Annotated in this window: 14 protein-coding genes; 13 read left to right on the top strand and 1 reads right to left on the bottom strand. The window is 65.8% G+C overall.

Going from position 1 to position 18,668, the window contains the following annotated elements:
- Positions 1-22 precede the first annotated feature (22 nt).
- From FG94_RS25165 to FG94_RS25205, 9 genes are all read left to right on the top strand, one after another.
- Positions 23-1,093 (top strand): aldose epimerase family protein, encoded by a 1,071-nt coding sequence (locus tag FG94_RS25165; RefSeq protein WP_373965827.1) that lies wholly within the window; start codon positions 23-25, stop codon positions 1,091-1,093.
- Positions 1,090-1,977 carry an SMP-30/gluconolactonase/LRE family protein gene (locus FG94_RS25170; protein ID WP_081926201.1) on the top strand — a complete coding sequence of 296 codons (888 nt, stop codon included), beginning with the start codon at positions 1,090-1,092 and terminating at the stop codon, positions 1,975-1,977. The genes FG94_RS25165 and FG94_RS25170 overlap by 4 nt, the downstream gene beginning before the upstream one ends.
- A 149-nt stretch (positions 1,978-2,126) precedes the next feature.
- Positions 2,127-3,869 (top strand): IlvD/Edd family dehydratase, encoded by a 1,743-nt coding sequence (locus FG94_RS25175; RefSeq protein WP_036217466.1) that lies wholly within the window; start codon positions 2,127-2,129, stop codon positions 3,867-3,869.
- A gap of 147 nt (positions 3,870-4,016) precedes the next feature.
- A complete protein-coding gene (gene araD1 / locus FG94_RS25180; protein WP_036217469.1) occupies positions 4,017-5,009 on the top strand; it encodes an AraD1 family protein in 993 nt (330 codons plus the stop codon).
- 63 nt (positions 5,010-5,072) lie between these two features.
- Positions 5,073-5,840, top strand: coding sequence for an SDR family NAD(P)-dependent oxidoreductase (locus FG94_RS25185; protein ID WP_036217472.1), 768 nt, complete (start codon positions 5,073-5,075; stop codon positions 5,838-5,840).
- Positions 5,841-5,985: 145 nt separating this feature from the next.
- The gene (locus FG94_RS25190) at positions 5,986-7,914 is read left to right on the top strand and encodes a glycoside hydrolase family 97 protein (RefSeq protein ID WP_036217475.1); all 1,929 of its coding nucleotides are present in this window, start codon (positions 5,986-5,988) and stop codon (positions 7,912-7,914) included.
- 25 nt (positions 7,915-7,939) lie between these two features.
- Complete coding sequence (locus FG94_RS25195) at positions 7,940-9,484, top strand: alpha-N-arabinofuranosidase (protein ID WP_036217478.1); 1,545 nt, start codon at positions 7,940-7,942, stop codon at positions 9,482-9,484.
- 163 nt (positions 9,485-9,647) lie between these two features.
- Positions 9,648-10,664, top strand: a complete 1,017-nt coding sequence (locus FG94_RS25200) for an arabinan endo-1,5-alpha-L-arabinosidase (protein ID WP_036217480.1) — start codon at positions 9,648-9,650, stop codon at positions 10,662-10,664.
- Positions 10,661-13,006: a glycoside hydrolase family 127 protein gene (locus tag FG94_RS25205; RefSeq protein WP_036217483.1), complete on the top strand. Its 2,346-nt coding sequence runs from the start codon at positions 10,661-10,663 to the stop codon at positions 13,004-13,006. The genes FG94_RS25200 and FG94_RS25205 overlap by 4 nt, the downstream gene beginning before the upstream one ends.
- 7 nt (positions 13,007-13,013) lie before the next feature.
- On the opposite strand, the gene FG94_RS25210 is transcribed toward FG94_RS25205, so the two are convergent.
- Positions 13,014-13,880 carry a restriction endonuclease gene (locus FG94_RS25210; protein ID WP_161784001.1) on the bottom strand — a complete coding sequence of 289 codons (867 nt, stop codon included), beginning with the start codon at positions 13,878-13,880 and terminating at the stop codon, positions 13,014-13,016.
- A gap of 245 nt (positions 13,881-14,125) precedes the next feature.
- On the opposite strand from FG94_RS25210, the gene FG94_RS25215 reads away from it, so the two are divergent.
- The 4 genes from FG94_RS25215 to yjfF are packed head-to-tail and all read left to right on the top strand — an operon-like array spanning position 14,126 to position 18,642.
- Positions 14,126-15,088, top strand: coding sequence for an ABC transporter substrate-binding protein (locus FG94_RS25215; protein ID WP_036217489.1), 963 nt, complete (start codon positions 14,126-14,128; stop codon positions 15,086-15,088).
- 7 nt (positions 15,089-15,095) lie between these two features.
- The gene (locus FG94_RS25220) at positions 15,096-16,619 is read left to right on the top strand and encodes a sugar ABC transporter ATP-binding protein (RefSeq protein WP_036217493.1); all 1,524 of its coding nucleotides are present in this window, start codon (positions 15,096-15,098) and stop codon (positions 16,617-16,619) included.
- The gene (locus FG94_RS25225; RefSeq protein ID WP_051997099.1) at positions 16,616-17,680 is read left to right on the top strand and encodes an ABC transporter permease; all 1,065 of its coding nucleotides are present in this window, start codon (positions 16,616-16,618) and stop codon (positions 17,678-17,680) included. Before FG94_RS25220 ends, FG94_RS25225 begins: the two co-directional genes overlap by 4 nt.
- Positions 17,677-18,642 carry a galactofuranose ABC transporter, permease protein YjfF gene (gene yjfF, locus FG94_RS25230; protein WP_036217495.1) on the top strand — a complete coding sequence of 322 codons (966 nt, stop codon included), beginning with the start codon at positions 17,677-17,679 and terminating at the stop codon, positions 18,640-18,642. Before FG94_RS25225 ends, yjfF begins: the two co-directional genes overlap by 4 nt.
- Positions 18,643-18,668 lie beyond the last annotated feature (26 nt).

The following is an 18,668-nucleotide window of genomic DNA, read 5'->3' on the forward strand; positions in this document are numbered from 1 at the left end:
CCACCAACCGAGGAAGAACGCCTTGCGAGACCTGAGCACCCGTGGCATCACCCAGGCGCCCTATGGACGGCTGGCGAACGGCCAGGCCATCACCGAATTCACGCTGGCCAACGCGAACGGCCTGGTGGCCAAGATCATCGATTTCGGCGGCATCATCACCGAGCTGCATGCGCCCGACCGCGAGGGGCGTTTTGCCGACGTGGTGCTGGGCCTGGACACGCTGGCCGCCTATGAAGGCGAGAACCCGTACTTCGGCGCCCTGATCGGCCGCTACGGCAACCGCATCGCCGGCGGCCGCTTCACGCTCGACGGCCGCGACGTCGTGCTGCCGGCGAACGACGGCGAGAACCACCTGCACGGCGGCCCCAAGGGCTTCCACAAGGTCAAGTGGCAGGCCAGCGTGGAGGGCGACAGCCTGCGCCTGGCCTACCGCAGCGTCGACGGCGAGCAGGGCTATCCCGGGAACCTGGATACCGTCGTCCGCTACCAGCTGAACGACGACAACGAGCTGGTGGTGCGCTTCGAGGCCGTCACCGACCAGCCGACCCCGGTCAACCTCACCCAGCACAGCTACTTCAACCTGGCCGGCGAAGGCGACATCCTCGAGCATCTGCTCACCATCGACGCCGACACCTTCGTGGGCATCGATGCGGCATCGATCCCATTGGGGACCTTGTCGCCGGTCACCGGCACGCCCTTCGACTTCCGCACCCCGCGTCCGATCGGCGAACGCGTCGGCCAGCCGGACAAGCAGCTGCGCCATGGCCAGGGCTACGACCACAACTTTGTGCTCAACAAGCCGAACGGCCCCGAGATGACGCGCGCGGCCCACGTGCTCGAACCGGTGTCGGGCAGGGTGCTGGAGCTGTTCACCGAGGAGCCGGGCGTGCAGTTCTATAGCGGGAACTTCCTGGACGGCTCGCTATCCGGCAAGGGCCGCAGCTACGGACACCGCAGCGGCTTCTGCCTGGAGCCCCAGCATTTCCCGGATTCGCCGAACCGGCCGCGCTTCCCGAACGTGATCCTGCGCCCGGGCCAGGTGTACCGGACCGCGTCGCGCTTCCGCTTCTCGGTGCAGGGAGCGCAGGCGTGATGGAGCACTTTCTCGACAATCGCCATGAACTGGGCGAATGCGTGCTGTGGTGCGAGCGCACCGGTCGCCTGCTGTGGACCGACATTCCGCAGGCTACCCTGTGGTCGTATTCGCCTGCCAGCGGCAGGAGCTACAGCTGGCCGATGCCCGAGCGCCTGTGTTCCTTCGCGCTGACCGGCAGCGACGATTGCCTGTTGCTGGCGCTGGCCTCCGGCCTGGCCTTCTTCCGCTTCTCGACTGGAGAAGTGATGCGCATCGTGGAGGTCGAAGCCGACATCCCGGCCACCCGCATCAACGACGGGCGTTGCGACCGCCAGGGCCGCTTCGTGTTCGGCATGTTCAACCAGGAAGACGGTGCGAAGCGCGCGCTGGGCGGCTTCTACCGCCTGAACACGGACCTGAGCCTCGAGCGCCTGCCGCTCGGGAATGCCGCCATCGCCAACAGCATCTGCTTCAGCCCGGACGGGCGGCGCATGTACTACGCCGACTCGGTCACGCGCGAGATCCGCTGTTGTCAATACGATCCGGGCAGCGGCGCGATCGGCGCCTCGCAGGTGTTCGTGGCCGCGGATGCGGCGCCGGGGGAACCGGACGGCTCCTGCATCGATGCCGAAGGCTGCCTGTGGACCACGCGCTGGGGCGCGGGGCAGGTGATGCGCTTCGACCCCGATGGCCGGCTGGACCGGGTAGTGACGCTCGCCGCGCCGCAGCCGAGCTGCCCGGCCTTCGGCGGGCCCGAGCTCTCCACCCTGTATGTCACCAGCGCCTGGCTTGGCATGACAGGGGGCGACCGCGCCGGCGCGCCCTTGTCGGGCGCCATGTTCCGCTCTGCGCTGGACGTGCGCGGACTGCCGGAATCGCGCTTTCTCGGCGCTTTCAGATAACGAATTCAGTATCAATATTGCGAAATATTTGATTGGAAAGTTATCTGGGCCACACTGTAGACTTCCCTCATTGCTGAACAACACGCGCTGTACGACCGGACCTTAGAGGGGGTGACCAGCCCCCCGCGCGGAAATAACGAGGAGAAGGCATGTCCGAGACGAAGAAAAAGACCACGCTGCGCTCGGCGGCGTGGTTCGGGACCCAGGACAAGAACGGCTTCATGTACCGGAGCTGGATGAAGAACCAGGGCATTCCCGACCATGAATTCCAGGGCAAGCCGATCATCGGCATCTGCAACACCTGGTCCGAACTCACCCCCTGCAACGCCCATTTCCGCAAACTGGCCGAACACGTCAAGCGCGGCATCCTGGAAGCCGGCGGCTTCCCGGTCGAGTTCCCGGTGTTCTCGAACGGCGAATCGAACCTGCGCCCGACCGCCATGCTGACCCGGAACCTGGCCAGCATGGACGTCGAGGAATCCATCCGCGGCAATCCGATGGACGCGGTGGTGCTGCTGGTGGGCTGCGACAAGACCACTCCGGCGCTCTTGATGGGGGCTGCGAGCGTCGACCTGCCGACCATCGTGGTCACCGGCGGCCCCATGCTCAACGGTAAGCTGAACGGCAAGGACATCGGCTCCGGCACCGCCGTCTGGCAGCTGCACGAGCAGGCCAAGGCCGGCCAGATCACCATGCACGACTTCCTCTCCGCCGAAGCCGGCCACTCGCGCTCGGCCGGCACCTGCAACACCATGGGCACCGCGTCGACCATGGCCTGCATGGCCGAGTCGCTCGGCACCTCGCTGCCGCACAATGCCGCGATTCCCGCGGTGGACGCGCGCCGCTACGTGCTGGCCCACATGTCGGGCATCCGCATCGTCGAGATGGTGCACGAAGACCTGCGCCTGTCGAAAATCCTCAAGCGCGAGAACTTCGAGAACGCGATCCGCGTGAACGCGGCGATCGGCGGTTCGACCAATGCCGTGATCCACCTGAAGGCCATCGCCGGCCGCGTCGGTGTGCCGCTGGAACTGGAAGACTGGACCGCGATCGGCAAGGGCACCCCGACCATCGTCGACCTGCTCCCCTCGGGTAAATACCTGATGGAGGAGTTCTATTACGCCGGCGGCCTGCCGGGCGTGATCCGGCGCCTGGGCGAGGGCGGCCTGCTCAAGAACAGGGACGCGCTCACCGTCAACGGCAAGACCCTGTGGCAGAACTGCCAGGACGCGCCGATCTACAACGATGAGGTAATCCGCAAGCTGGAAACCCCGCTGATCGAAGACGGCGGCATCCGCATCCTGCGCGGCAACCTGGCGCCGCGCGGCGCCGTGTTGAAACCTTCGGCGGCTTCGCCACATTTGATGCAGCACCGCGGCCGCGCCGTCGTGTTCGAGGACTTCGACCACTACAAGCAGCGCATCGTCGACCCCGACCTGGATGTCGATGCGAATTCCATCCTGGTGATGAAGAACTGCGGCCCGAAAGGCTACCCGGGCATGGCGGAAGTCGGCAACATGGGCCTGCCGCCCAAGCTGCTGGCCCAGGGCATCACCGACATGGTGCGCATCTCGGATGCGCGCATGAGCGGCACCGCCTACGGCACCGTGGTGCTGCACGTAGCGCCGGAAGCCATGGCCGGCGGCCCGCTCGGCATCGTGCGCGACGGCGACTGGATCCAGCTGGATTGCGCCGGCGGCGGCCTGAACATCGAGCTGTCGGACGAGGAGATCCGCACCCGCTTGGCCGAGCGCGCCGAGCAGAACAAGCCGGTCCAGCACAGCGGCTACCAGCGGCTCTACCTGGATCACGTGCTGCAGGCGGACGAGGGTTGCGACTTCGACTTCCTGATCGGTTGTCGCGGGTCGGCGGTGCCGAAGCATTCTCACTGATCTGAGGGGACTTGAACGCGTGGGCGGGAGACCCGCCCACCCTACAAAAGCGTTGTCCGTAGGGTGGGCAGGTTTCCTGCCCACGCGTTCAACAGTTGCTTGAATACTCGCACCGCTATTCGAACATCAATTATGGGAGACCGGGCCATGCTGCTCGTACAATTCATCACTGAATCCCAGGAACGCCGCATCGGCATCCTGCACGACAACACCATCCGCGTCGTCGGCGGCTATGCCACGACCCTCGAGCTCGCGCGCGCCGCCATCGCCGCCGGCGCCGGCCTGGCGCAGCTGGCCGACAGCGCCGCCACCAGCGAGCACTATCACTACGACGATGTCGCCCAGGCCGGGCGTATCCTCCCGCCGCTCGACCACCCGGACCCCGCCCACTGCTACGTTACCGGCACCGGCCTGACCCACCTGGGCAGCGCCGACACCCGCGACGCCATGCACAAGAAGATCGGCGGTGACGTCGAGTCCCTGAGCGACTCCATGAAGATGTTCCGCATGGGCGTGGAAGGCGGCAAGCCGGCATCGGGCACGCCCGGCGTGCAGCCGGAATGGTTCTACAAGGGCGACGGCTCGATCGTGCGCGCAACAAGCCAGGACATCGAGATGCCGGACTTCGCGCTCGACGGCGGCGAAGAGCCGGAGATCGCGGGCCTGTACCTGATCGGCAATGACGGCCAGCCTTACCGCCTCGGTTTCGCCATCGGCAACGAGTTCTCGGACCACGTTACCGAGCGCCAGAACTACCTCTACCTGGCCCATTCGAAACTGCGCAACTGCGGCGTCGGCCCGGCACTGCTGGTGGGCGAATTGCCGGGCCACGTGTCGGGCACCTCGCGCATCCTCGGCAAGGACGGCCAGGTGCGCTGGGAAAAGGCCTTCGTCAGCGGCGAGCAGAACATGTCGCACACCATCGAGAACCTCGAGTACCACCACTTCAAGTACGGCCTGTTCAAGCGTCCGGGCGACGTGCACATCCACTTCTTCGGCACCGCCACCCTGAGCTTCGCCGACAGCATCCAGGTAACACCCGGCGAGACCTTCGAAGTGGAATCGCCGCAGTTCGGGCCGGCCCTGCGCAACCGCCTGGCAGTGCTTGATACCGGCTTCGCGAAGGTGAAGCCACTGTAAGCACTGGCGGCACATTGACCGAAGAGCAAGGCCGCCTCACAATAAGAACGGACGGAGACATGCATGACAAAGTTGGCTAGCTACCCCAGCCTGCAGGGCAGGCGGGTATTCGTGACAGGAGGCGGCACCGGCATCGGCGAAGCGATCGTGAAGGCGTTCGTGGAGCAGGGCGCGGTAGTCGCCTTCGTCGACATTGCGAAAGAGGCGAGCGAGACGCTGTGCGCGAAGCTCGCCAATGCCGGTCATCGCGCGCCGGTGTTCCGCCATTGCGACATCACCGACATCCCCGCGCTGCAGCGCACGATGGCCGAGCTGGCCGAACAGCTGGGCGACTTCGAGGTCCTGGTCAATAACGCGGCCAACGACCAGCGCCACGACATCGAAAAGGTCTCGCTCGACTACTGGAACGAGCGCATCGCCATCAACCAGCGCCCCATGTTCTTCACCGCGCAGGCAGTCCTGCCGGGCATGAAGAAGATGGGCGGCGGTTCCATCATCAATTTCTCTTCCATGTCCTGGCATGCCAAGGGCGCCGGCTATCCGGTCTACGCCACCACCAAGGCGGCCGTGATCGGCCTGACCCGCAGCCTGGCGCGCGACCTCGGCCCCTTCGGCGTGCGCGTCAACACCGTCACGCCGGGCTGGGTCATGACCCAGCGCCAGATCGACCTGTGGGTGGACGAGGCGGCGGAGCTCGAGATCAAGAAGGCCCAGTGCCTGCCGGGCAAGCTGATGCCGGACGATATCGCCGCCATGGTGCTGTTCCTCGGCGCCGACGACAGCAAGATGTGCACGGCGCAGGATTTCGTCGTCGACGCGGGCTGGACGTGATCGATGGCGGCTGAGCGCCGCGATCGTCGCTTCCACCACACCCCTATGATCCGTCATCCCGGCGAAGGCCGGGATCCAAGTTCGTCGGCACGCCACGGACTTAGGTTCCGGCCTGCGCCGGAACGACGCGCTAACGGAGATTCCTATGACCTCTGTGATTCGCACCACCCTGGCCCTTGCCGCCATCTTCAGCACCCAGGCGCACGCCGCCGCCCTGACCAGCCCAGATGGCCACATCTCCGTGACCGTCAGCGCCGCACCAAACGGCACCCTCAGCTATGCCGTCGCCCGCCACGGCAAACCCGTCATTCTTCCGTCGCCACTCGGCTTGCGGCTAGAGGGTGCCGACCTCGCGAGCGCGCTCAAGATCGCCTCCACCTCCGCGATCAAGCCGGTCCGCGACAGCTACGAACTCGCCACCGGCAAGAAGCGACGCATCACCTACGCCGCGAACGAGCAGGTCTACACCGTGCGCAACGCCCAGGGTCAGGCCATGGACCTGGCTTTTCGCGTCTCGAACGACGGTGTCGCCTTCCGCTATCGGGTAGCCGAGCCGGCGCTGCCGCAGAAGAAATTCATCTCCGAGGCCACCGGCTTCAGTTTCGACAAGTCCGCCAAGGCCTGGCTGCAGCCGATGGCGGTGGCGCAGACCGGATGGGCAAACACCAACCCGTCCTACGAAGAGCACTACCAGCGCGAGATCCCGGTCGGCACCCGGTCCCCGATGCCCGCCGGCTGGGTGTTCCCGGCCCTGTTCCGCACGGGCGACACCTGGGTGGCGCTGACCGAGGCGAACATGGACGGCAGCTTCCACGCCTCGCGCCTCGACGCCGAGTCGCCGGAAGGCCGCTACCGGCTCGCTTCTCCGATGGCCGCCGAAGTGTTCACCAACGGCGCGCTGCTGGCGGAAAGCAAGGGCGAGCTGCTGACGCCCTGGCGCGTCATCGCGCTCGGTTCCCTGAAGACCCTGGTCGAATCGACGCTCGGCACCGACCTGGCCGCTCCGGCCATTGCCTTCGACAAGGCGCGCGTCCAGCCCGGCCACGCCTCGTGGAGCTGGGCGCTGTTGAAGGATGAGGGCACCGTTTTCGAGGTCCAGAAGAAGTTCGTCGACTACGCCGCCGATATGCGCTGGGAGTACACCCTGGTGGACGCCGGCTGGGACCGCAGTATCGGCGACGCGAAGATGCGCGAGCTGGTCGCTTACGGCGCCAGGAAGAACATCGGCATCCTGGTCTCGTACAACTCGTCCGGCGACTGGAACAAGACCCCGTTCACGCCGAAGAGCGCCTTGCTCACCCGCGAAGCGCGCACCCGCGAATTCGCGAAACTGGTCGAGATGGGCGTCAAGGGCGTGAAGATCGACTTCTTCGCCGGCGACGGCCAGTCGATGATCGCCTACTACGTCGACATCCTCAACGATGCCGCCAAGGCGGGCCTCCTCGTGAACTTCCACGGCGCCACGCTGCCGCGCGGCTGGTCGCGCACCTACCCGAACCTGATGACCGTGGAGGCGGTGCGCGGCTTCGAGTTCACCACCTTCGAACAGAGCGACCAGGACGTGGTCGCGCCCCATGCCGCGATGCTGCCGTTCACGCGCAACCTGTTCGACCCGATGGACTTCACGCCCACTGTGTTCGGCGACATCCCCAAGATCCAGCGCAAGACCCGCAACGGATTCGAGCTGGCCGAGTCGGTGCTGTTCCTGTCCGGGATCCAGCACTTCGCCGACACGCCGGAAGGCATGGCCACCGCGCCGTCCTACGTGAAGGGCTTCCTGCAGGACCTGCCGCGCAGCTGGGACGAGACCCGCTTCGTCGACGGTTACCCCGGCCGCCATGTCGTGATCGCACGCAGGGCAGGCAAGGCCTGGTACGTGGCCGGCCTGAATGCCGACGCAGCCGACAAATCGCTCGAGCTGGACCTGTCCTTCGTCGGGAAAGCGGGCGGCACCCTCATCACCGACGGCGAGGGCGAGCGCGCCTTCAGCCAGTCGCGCTTCACGGGCAGCAAGGGCGGCAAGCACAAGATCAGTATCAAAGCGCACGGCGGCTTCGTCGCCGTATTCCAATAAGAGTTCGACAGAACAGGAGACAGTAGTGAACGTATTCAAACCGACCATCCTCGCGCTCAGCGTCCTTGCATCGGCCTCGGCCTTCGCCCAGGTGAACGTGAGCATCGACGCTACCCGCCCGGGCCCGGTGATCAACAAGAACGTCTACGGCCAGTTCGCCGAACACCTCGGCACCGGCATCTATGAAGGCCTGTGGGTGGGTCCGGACTCGAAGATCCCGAACACCCGCGGCTGGCGCAACGACGTGGTCGGCGCCCTGAAGGAACTGAAGGTGCCGCTGGTGCGCTGGCCGGGCGGCTGCTTCGCCGACGAATACCACTGGCGCGACGGCATCGGCCTGCGCAACAAGCGCCCGGTAAAGGTCAACACTCACTGGGGCGGCGTGGCAGAAAGCAACGCGGTCGGCACCCACGAGTTCTTCGACCTGGTCGACATCCTCGGCACCGAAGCCTACGTCAACGGCAACCTCGGCTCCGGCACCCCGCAGGAGATGGCCGAGTGGCTTGAGTACATGACCTCGGACAGCAAGTCGACCCTGGCCGAGCAGCGCCGCAAGAACGGCCGCAAGGAACCGTACAAGGTCGCCTTCTTCGGCGTCGGCAACGAAGCCTGGGGCTGCGGCGGCAACATGAAGCCGGAATACTACGCGAACCTGTACAACCACTACGCCACCTTCCTCAAGACCCCGCCGAATGCGCGTCCGAAGATGGTCGCCAGCGGCGGCCACAGCGACGACACCACCTGGACCGACGTCCTCAGCCGCGAGAGCGCCAAGTTCACCGACGGCATCAGCTTCCACTTCTACACCCTGCCGACCGGCGACTGGGACAAGAAGGGCGCGGCCATTGGCTTCACCGAATCGGAATGGTTCAAGACCCTGCAGCAGACCATGCGCATGGATGGCTTCATCCGCCGCAACGTCGCCGTCCTCGACAAGAACGATCCGCAGAAGAAGCTCGGCTTCTACGTCGACGAATGGGGCACCTGGTACGACGTCGAGCCGGGCACCAACCCGGGCTTCCTGTTCCAGCGTAACACCCTGCGCGACGCGGTCGTGGCGGCGCTGAACTTCAACATCTTCCACGCCCACGCCGAGCGCGTGCGCATGACGATGATCGCGCAGATGGTCAACGTGCTGCAGGCGATGATCATCACGGACAAGGACAAGATGCTCCTGACCCCGACCTACCACGCCTACAAGATGTACGTCCCGTTCCAGGACGCGACCTCGCTGCCGACCGCCGTGAACAACGACGTGGCCTACTCGGTGGACAACGCGAGCCTCCCGGGCATCAGCGCATCGAGCGCGCGCGGCAAGGACGGCAAGGTCTGGGTGGCCCTGGTCAACACCAACCCGCACCGGGCCAGCGACGTGAACATCGACCTGAAGGGCCAGGCCGCCAGCGGCGCCACCGGGCAGGTGCTGACCGCCGAGGCGATGGATGCGCACAACACCTTCGACAAGCCGCAGGCCATCAAGCCGGCGCCGTACAGTGCCAAGGCGGTTAATGGCAAGCTGACGCTGAAGGTGCCGGCCAAGTCGGTGGTGGTGGTATCCGTCGACGCGTAATTGGTAGGGTGGGCGGCTCGTAATCCTGGCCACTGGCCAGGATTACCCCACGCGGTGATCGATAGCGGCTCGGATTTCGTGCCCGTCGATCTCGTAGCAAACTATCGCCGCGTGGGCGGGGGACCCGCCCACCCTACGGATCGCGACAATTCTGGAGTTTGCAATGTCTTTACTTTCACGCCTCAGCGCGGGCGTGTTGGCGCTCGCCACCACGCTCCTTGCCTCCGCCGCCCAGCTCGAAGTCCACGACCCCGTGATGGCGAAAGAGGGCAGCAAGTACTACCTCTTCAGCACCGGCCCCGGCATCACCCTCTACAGCTCGACCGACATGAAGTCCTGGAAGCCGGAAGGGCGCGTCTTTGCCGGCCAGCCCACCTGGGCCAGGACGGCGGCGCCGACCTTCAACGACCACATCTGGGCGCCGGACATCTACCACCACAAGGGCAAGTACTACCTGTACTACTCGGTGTCGGGCTTCGGCAAGAACACCTCCGGCATCGGCGTGACGGTCAACACCACGCTCGACCCACGCTCCCCGCACTACAAGTGGGAAGACCAGGGCATGGTCCTGCAGTCCATCCCGGGCCGCGACCTGTGGAACGCCATCGACTCACACGTGATCGACGATGAAACCGGTACGCCCTGGATGTCCTTCGGCTCCTTCTGGACCGGCCTCAAGCTCGTCAAGCTCGACGCCAGCCGCACCAGGCTGGCCGAACCGCAGGAATGGCACACCATCGCGCGGCGCGACCGTCCGGCCTACGTGCCGGATGAGGAAGCGGGTCCGGCCCAGATCGAGGCGCCCTTCATCTTCCGGAAGAACGGCTGGTATTACCTGTTCGCTTCCTGGGACCTGTGCTGCAAGGGCAAGGACAGCACCTACAAGGTGGTGGTCGGCCGCGCCAAGACGATCACCGGCCCCTACCTCGACCGCCAGGGCCTGGACATGGCCAAGGGCGGCGGCACGCTCGTCATCCAGGGCGACCGCGATTGGAAGGGGCTGGGCCACAACAGCGCCTACACCTTCAACGGCAAGGATGTCATGGTGCTGCACGCCTATGAAAGCGCGGACCGCTACAAGCAGAAGCTGAAAGTGCTGGAGATGAAGTGGGACGGCGACGGCTGGCCGCTCGTCGACCAGTCTGAACTCAACCGTTACCAGAGCGTCCGCCTGCCATGAAGCTCCGTCTCGCCGCACTTGCCTTGCTCGTGTCATCCGCCTGGGCCCAGGCCGCCGAGCTGTTCCCGCTGGCCGACGTGCGCCTGAAGCCCGGTCCCTTCCTCGACGCCCAGACTACCGACCTGAACTACATGATGGCGATGGAGCCGGACCGCCTGCTGGCCCCGTTCCTGCGCGAGGCGGGCTTGAACCCGCGCCAGCCGAGCTACGGCAACTGGGAATCGACGGGGCTGGACGGCCACATGGGCGGCCACTACCTGTCGGCCCTGGCGCTGATGTACGCCGCAACCGGCGACGCCGAGGTGCTGCGCCGCCTGAACTACTTCGTGGCGGAGCTCAAGCGCGCGCAGGAAGCGAACCGCGACGGCTACCTGGGTGGCATTCCCGGCGGACGCCAGGCCTGGCGCGACGTCGCGGCCGGCAAGCTGGACGCCAGCAACTTCTCGGTCAACGGCAAGTGGGTCCCCTGGTACAACCTGCACAAGGTCTACGCGGGCCTGCGCGATGCCCACCGCTACGCCGGCAACGTGGACGCCCGCGCGATGCTGATTGCGCTGTCCGACTGGGTGCTGCGCCTGAGCGCGCAGTTGAGCGAGGAGCAGATGCAGCAGATGCTGCGCGCCGAGCATGGCGGCATGAACGAGATTCTCGCCGACGTGGCGCAGATGACGGGCGACGATAAATACCTGCAGCTGGCGCTGCGCTTTTCGCATCAAGCGGTCCTGCAGCCGCTGGCGCAAGGCCAGGACAAGTTGACCGGCCTGCATGCCAACACTCAGATCCCGAAAGTGATCGGCTTCAAGCGCATCGCCGACATGACGGGGCGCCAGGACCTGGACCGGGCCGCGGAATTCTTCTGGCAGACGGTGGTCGAGCGCCGCTCGGTGGCGATCGGCGGCAACAGCGTCAAGGAGCACTTCCACGACACCCAGGACTTCGGTTCCATGATCGGCGAGGTCGAGGGGCCGGAGACCTGCAATACCTACAACATGCTCAAGCTGACGGGCATGCTGTTCCAGTCGGAGCAGAAGGGCAGCTACGGCGACTATTACGAACGCGCGCTGTACAACCACATCCTGTCCTCGCAGCGCCCGGGCGGCGGCTTCGTCTACTTCACGCCGATGCGGCCGAACCACTACCGCGTATATTCGCAGGTCGACAAGGGCATGTGGTGCTGCGTCGGTTCGGGGATCGAGAGCCACGCCAAGTACGGCGAATTCATCTACGCGCACGAGGGCGACGCGCTGTTCGTGAACCTGTTCATCCCCTCGACCCTGCACTGGCGCGAGAAGGGCGTGCGCATCACCCAGTCGACGCGCTTCCCGGACGAGGGCAGCACGCGCCTGACGGTGGACGAACCTGGCAGCTTTACCATGAAGATCCGCTATCCGGGCTGGGTCGCGGCCGGCAAGCTGGTGGTGAAGGTGAACGGCAGGGCGGTCAAGATCGATGCAGCGCCAGGCGGCTTTGTGAGCGTGGAGCGCGCGTGGAAGAAGGGCGACCGGGTCGACGTGCAGCTGCCGATGAGCACGCGCCTGGAGCAGATGCCCGACAAGTCCAACTACTACGCGGTGCTGCACGGCCCCATCGTGCTGGCCGCGAAGACCCGCATGTTCGGTGACGAGCAATTGAACTACCTGGCCGACGAGTCGCGCATGGGCCACATCGCGGGCGGGCCGGTGTGTCCGCTGGAGGCGGCGCCCATGCTGGTGAGCGACTCCCTGGAGTTCCTGCGCCGCTTCAAGCCGGTCAAGGGCAAGCCGCTGACCTTCACGGCGCCGGGGCTGGTGCAGGGCGCCGCGGGCAGCGCGACCGAGTTCATTCCCTTCTTCCGCCTGCACGAGTCGCGCTACACGATGTACTGGCAGCATGCGACGCCGGCCAATTTCGAGCGCATCCGGGCCGAGAATGCCGCGCGCGAAGCGGACCGGCTGGCGCTGGACGCCCGTACCATCGACCAGGTGGCGCCGGGCGAGCAGCAACCGGAATCGGATCACTTCTTCAAGGGCGAGGGCATCGATGCGGGCGTGAACGGCGGACGCCACTGGCGCCATGCGAAGAAGTGGTTCAGCTATGAGCTGAAGGACCCGAAAGGGGAAGCCAAGCTGCTGCGCCTGAGCTTTGCGCGGGCCGATGCGGGAAGGCGCTTCGATATCGAGGTCAATGAGGTGCTGTTGGCCGAAGTGACGCTTGCCAAGGATGCGGCCCAGGAGTTCTACACCGTCGACTACGCGCTGCCGGCGGCCATCCTGCAGGCCAGGCCGAACGCGTTGTCGGTGCGCTTCGTGGCCAAGCCGGGATCGATCGCGGGCGGGCTGTACGGGCTGCGCCTGCTGCGTTAGCGGGGCTTCAAGCGCGCATCGCCAGCGTCGTCTTGCAGCGCGGGTAGTAGATGCAGCCCCAGAAGGCGCCGCGCTTGCTGTCGCGCGCGACCATTTTGGTGCCGCAGGAGGCGCAGGTCGGTGTACGGTAGTCGCCTTCGAAGGCGGCGTCGAGCAGCGCCTTCTGCTTGTCGAGCGGGAGGTCGAGGATTTTCTTGACGAACGCATCGCCGTCGAGCAGCTGGATCGGGTTTGCCGCGCCGAACTGCAGCGCATCCGGGGTGTAGGTCCCGGTGGTGACGAAGATGCCTCTCCCGACGCCTTCGTGCACCATCACGCCGAGCAGCTCGCGAACTTCCTTGACCCCGACCGAATGGGTGTTCCAGGCCTTGCACTGGACGATCGCCAGCGGTTTCGCCGGATCGACCTTGAACAGCTTGACGTCGATGCCGCCGTCCGGCCCCGCGGCCAGGGTCGCCGTGGTGAAGCCGACGGCTTCGTAGTACCTTGCGCAGAGCAGCTCGAAGCGCTTCCATTCCAGCATGCGCAGCGCCTCGCTCGACCACGCCGTCGGTGCAGCGGGGAGACGCGCCGGACCCGGCTTCGGGGCTGGCACCGCATCCGGTACGACACGCATGCGCGCACGCTGCCGGCTGGACCGGGACCCGGATCCATGCTGTTCCCCTTGGAACCGGGTGCGCAGCGCCGCCAGCACTGCCATGAAGGCCAGTGCAACAAAGACGATCCAGGACAGCGCGTCGAGATCCGGTCTTAGTGCCGACAGCGGCCCGCGCTCGGGCAGAAAACCCGGCAGTATCCAGCGGATGCCGAAAAACGCGCCGACTGCGAGCGCGGCGCTGAACTGCCAGGGCAGAGCGACCAGATCGTTGACCAAACCCTTGTTTCTGCGGCTGCCCATATTTCATTCCATGTTGTCGTGTGGAAATAATGGTAGTCGAGTATGTAGCGCTTGTCCCGGCAGAATCGGTCCAAACCCCGTTTTGATGCACCGTGCATGCAAGGAACGGAAGGCTTTAAGGTAGTGATATCGAATCCGGTATCTACTCAAGCACAAATATGATTGGATCAGCATCACACTTTGTCTTACGATTGCGAAACAACAATACCGGAGACTAGGTAATGACCCTCACCCGCAGAACCCTCCTGGGTAGCGCCGCCGCCTGCGCTGTCGCCCTCGCGATGCCGGCCCACGCCGCCAAACCCCTCACCATCGGCTTCTCCCAGGTCGGCGCCGAAAGCGAATGGCGCACCGCCAACACCGCCTCGATCAAGAGCGCCGCCAAGGTTGCCGGCGTCAACCTGAAGTTCGCCGACGCCCAGCAGCGCCAGGAAAACCAGGTCAAGGCGATCCGCTCCTTCATCGCCCAGCGCGTCGACGTGATCGCCTTCTCGCCGGTCGTGGAATCCGGCTGGGACACCGTGCTGCGCGAAGCCAAGGCCGCCAAGATCCCGGTCATCCTCACCGACCGCGCCGTCAAGGTCAGCGACCCCTCGCTGTACGTGAGCTTCATCGGTTCCGACTTCGTGGAAGAGGGCCGCCGCGCCGCGCGCTGGCTGGTCGAGCACCAGAAGAAGAACCCGAACCGCAGCTACAACATCGTCGAGCTGCAGGGCACCGTCGGCTCGGCGCCGGCGATCGACCGCAAGGCGGGTTTCGCGGAAGTGATCAAGGACCATCCGAAGCTGAAGATCATCCGCTCGCAGACCGGCGACTTCACCCGCGCCAAGGGCAAGGAGGTGATGGAAGCTTTCCTGAAGTCCGACCGCAAGAACATCAACGTGCTGTACGCGCACAACGACGACATGGCGATCGGCGCGATCCAGGCCATCGAGGAAGCGGGCCTGAAACCGGGCAAGGACATCCTGGTGGTGTCGATCGACGGCGTGCGCGGCGCGTTCGAGGCCATGTTGCAGGGTAAGCTCAACGTCACCGTCGAGTGCAACCCGCTGCTCGGGCCGCAGCTGATCCAGACCGCGCAGATGGTCAAGGCGGGCAAGCCGGTGCCAAAGCGTATTACCGTGAACGAGGGTGTGTTCCCAGCTGAAGTCGCGGCCAAGGAATTCCCGAACCGTAAATACTGAGGCGGCCATGCTCGCCTCGACCACCGTGGCGCCGGTCCTGGAAGTGACCGGCATCCACAAGCAATTCCCGGGCGTGAAGGCGCTGTCGGACGCGGGCCTGCGCCTGTTCCCCGGCGAAGTCCACACGCTGATGGGCCAGAACGGCGCCGGCAAGTCGACCCTCATCAAGGTCCTCACCGGCGTCTACCAGCCCGAGCGCGGCAGCATCATGCTCGATGGCCGCCCGATTGCGCCGACGTCCACCCAGGACGCCCAGCAGCTCGGCATCAGCACCGTCTACCAGGAAGTGAACCTGTGCCCGAACCTGTCGGTCGCGGAAAACATCTTCATCGGACGCTATCCGCGCCGCTTCGGCATGATCGACTGGCGCGGCATGCGCCGCCAGGCCAGCGAACTGCTGGCGCGCCTGCAGATCGACATCGACGTCAGTCAACCCCTGTCGAGCTATCCGCTGGCCATTCAGCAGATGGTGGCGATCGCACGGGCGCTGAACATCTCGAGCAAGGTCCTGATCCTCGATGAACCCACCTCGAGCCTGGACGAGAACGAAGTCCAGCTGCTGTTCTCGGTGCTGCGCGGCTTGCGCGAGCAGGGCATGGCGATCCTGTTCGTCACCCACTTCCTCGACCAGACCTATGCGATCTCCGACCGCATCACCGTGATGCGCAACGGCGAGCGCGAAGGCGAATACCTGTGCAGCGAGCTGTCGCGCCTGGCCCTGGTCAACAAGATGATCGGCGCGCCGGCGGAGGCGCAGGAAGAAAGCGGCAGCGCCTGCGCCGCGGCTGGCGAAGCCACCGAGACCTTCCTGCGCACTAGGGCGCTGGCGCGCAAGGGCGTGCTGAACCCGATCGACCTGGAGATCCGCAAGGGCGAGCTGCTCGGCCTGGCCGGCCTGCTCGGTTCCGGCCGCACCGAGACCGCGCGCCTGCTGTTCGGGGCCGACAAGGCCGACGGCGGCGCCATCGAGATCGATGGCCGCAGCCGCGTGTTCTCCACGCCACGCGACGCCATCCAGCAGGGGATCGGCTTCTGTTCGGAAGACCGCAAGCACGAGGGTGCGATCCTGGCCCTGTCGGTGCGCGAGAACCTGATCCTGGCGCTGCAGGCGCGCCAGGGGCTGCTGCGCGCCATTCCGATGCGCCGCCAGCAGGAACTGGCCGCCCACTATGTGAAACAACTGGGGATCAAGACGGCAAGCATCGAGACGCCGATCGGCACGCTTTCCGGCGGCAACCAGCAGAAAGTCCTGCTGGCCCGCTGGCTGGCCACCGAGCCGAAGCTGATGATCCTCGACGAACCGACGCGCGGCATCGACGTGCGCGCCAAGCAGGAAATCATGGATTACGTTACCACCCTGTGCCGCAAGGGCATGTCGATTCTGTTCATCTCGTCCGAGCTGCCCGAGGTGCTGCGCGTGAGCGACCGCATCGTGGTCATGCGCGACCGCAAGACCTGCGGCGAGTACGGCCGTGGTGAGCTGGACGACAGCTCGGTGCTGCACGTGATCGCCGGGGAGGGCAGCGCATGAACGTCGCCGTCAAGGAAACCGTGCTGGCCCCCGCCAAGCCGGCCCGGGCCTCGGTCTTCCAGCATGCGCTGTTCCGCCCCCTGGCGGCGCTGGCCTTGCTGCTCCTGATCGACTTCCTGCTAATCCCGGGCTTCTTCCACCTCGAGATCAAGGATGGCCACCTGTACGGCAGCCTGGTCGACATCGTCAACCGCGCCGCTCCCCTGATGCTGGCCGCGATCGGCATGACCCTGGTGATCGCCACGCGCGGCATCGACATCTCGGTGGGCGCCGTGGTCGCCCTGTCCGGCACCGTCGCCTCGATGCTCATCGGCGGCACCATGGTCATCAACAACGGCGTGCCCGAGTACGTGGCGCAGACGCCGATGGGGCTGGCGCTGCTGGCAGCCATGGGTGCGGCCGTGCTGTGCGGCTTGTGGAACGGCGCCCTGGTGGCGGGCCTGGGGTTGCAGCCGATCGTCGCCACCCTGATCCTGATGGTGGCCGGGCGCGGCCTGGCCCAGCTGCTGACCGACGGCCAGATCGTCACCGTCTACTACCAGCCCTTCTTCTTCCTGGGTAGCGGGTATTTAGCAGGGCTGCCGTTCGCGCTGTTCGTGGTGATCGCGGTGTTCGCGGCCACCTCCCTGCTGCTGCGGCACACGGCCCTGGGTCTGTTCATCCAGGCGGTCGGCATCAATCCGGTGGCGGCGCGCCTCGCGGGCATCCGCACCGCGGCCCTGGTCGTGTTCGTGTACGTGTTCAGCGCGGCCTGCGCCGGCATGGCCGGGCTGATGATCAGCTCTAACGTCAAGAGCGCCGACGCCAACAACGCCGGCCTGATGCTGGAGCTGGACGCGATCCTGGCGGTCACGCTGGGCGGCACCTCGCTCGCGGGCGGCAAGTTCTCGCTGATGGGCAGCATCATCGGGGCGCTGATCATCCAGACGCTCACCTACACCATCTATTCGCTGGGCGTCCCGCCCGAGGTCAACATGGTCGTGAAAGCAAGCGTGGTGTTCCTGGTCTGCATCTCGCAGTCCGACCAGTTCAAGAGCCTGTGGAAGAGGAGGGCGGCATGAAGAACGTGACGAATGCGCCCTGGTTCACCTCGGCGGCGACCGTGGTCCTGCTGGCGGCCATGCTGCTGGCCGGCGGCCAGGCCTATGACGGCTTCCTGTCGCTGCAGGTGATGCTCAATCTCCTGATCGACAACGCCTTCCTGCTGGTGCTGGCGATCGGCATGGGCGTCGTGATCCTCTCGGGCGGCATCGACCTGTCGGTGGGCGCCGTGCTGGCCCTGAGCACCATGGTAGCGGCCTGGCTGCTGCAGGTGGCGCATTGGCCGCCGCTGGCGGTGATCGCGCTCGTGCTGCTGGGCGGTGCGTGTTTCGGGGGCGCCATGGGTGCGATCATCCACGTCTTCCGCCTGCAGCCCTTCATCGTCACCCTGGCCGGCATGTTCCTGGCGCGCGGCCTGTGCTACCTGATCAGCATCGAGTCGATCACCATCGAGGATCCGCTGTTCGTGGCCATGTCGCAGACCCAGCTGCCTTTCCTGGGCGGCTTCCTGTCGCCGGGCGCCCTGATCGCGATCGCCATGCTGCTGCTGGCGGTGTGGATGGCCCATTACTCGTCCTTCGGGCGCGCGGTGTACGCCATCGGCGGCAACGAGCAGTCGGCCGCGATGATGGGCCTGGCCGTGGGCCGGACCAAGGTCGCGGTGTATGCCTTCAGCGGCTTCTGCGCGGCGCTGGGCGGCCTGCTGTTCTCGTTCTACATGCTGTCCGGCTACGGCCTGCATGCGCAGGGCACCGAGCTGGATGCCATCGCGGCGGTCGTCATCGGCGGCACCCTGCTGACCGGCGGCTACGGCTACATCCTCGGCGCGCTGTCGGGCGTGCTGGTGCTCGGCACCATCCAGACCCTGATCGCCTTCGACGGCACCCTCAGCTCCTGGTGGACCAAGATCGTCATCGGCGCGCTGCTGTTCGTGTTCTGCGTGGTCCAACGCCTGATGGGCTTCCGTCAGAAGCAAAGCTAATGAATATAAGCAATATATAAGGAGAC

This window comes from Massilia sp. LC238, from assembly GCF_000735635.1.
Lineage (GTDB): Bacteria > Pseudomonadota > Gammaproteobacteria > Burkholderiales > Burkholderiaceae_D > Telluria > Telluria varians.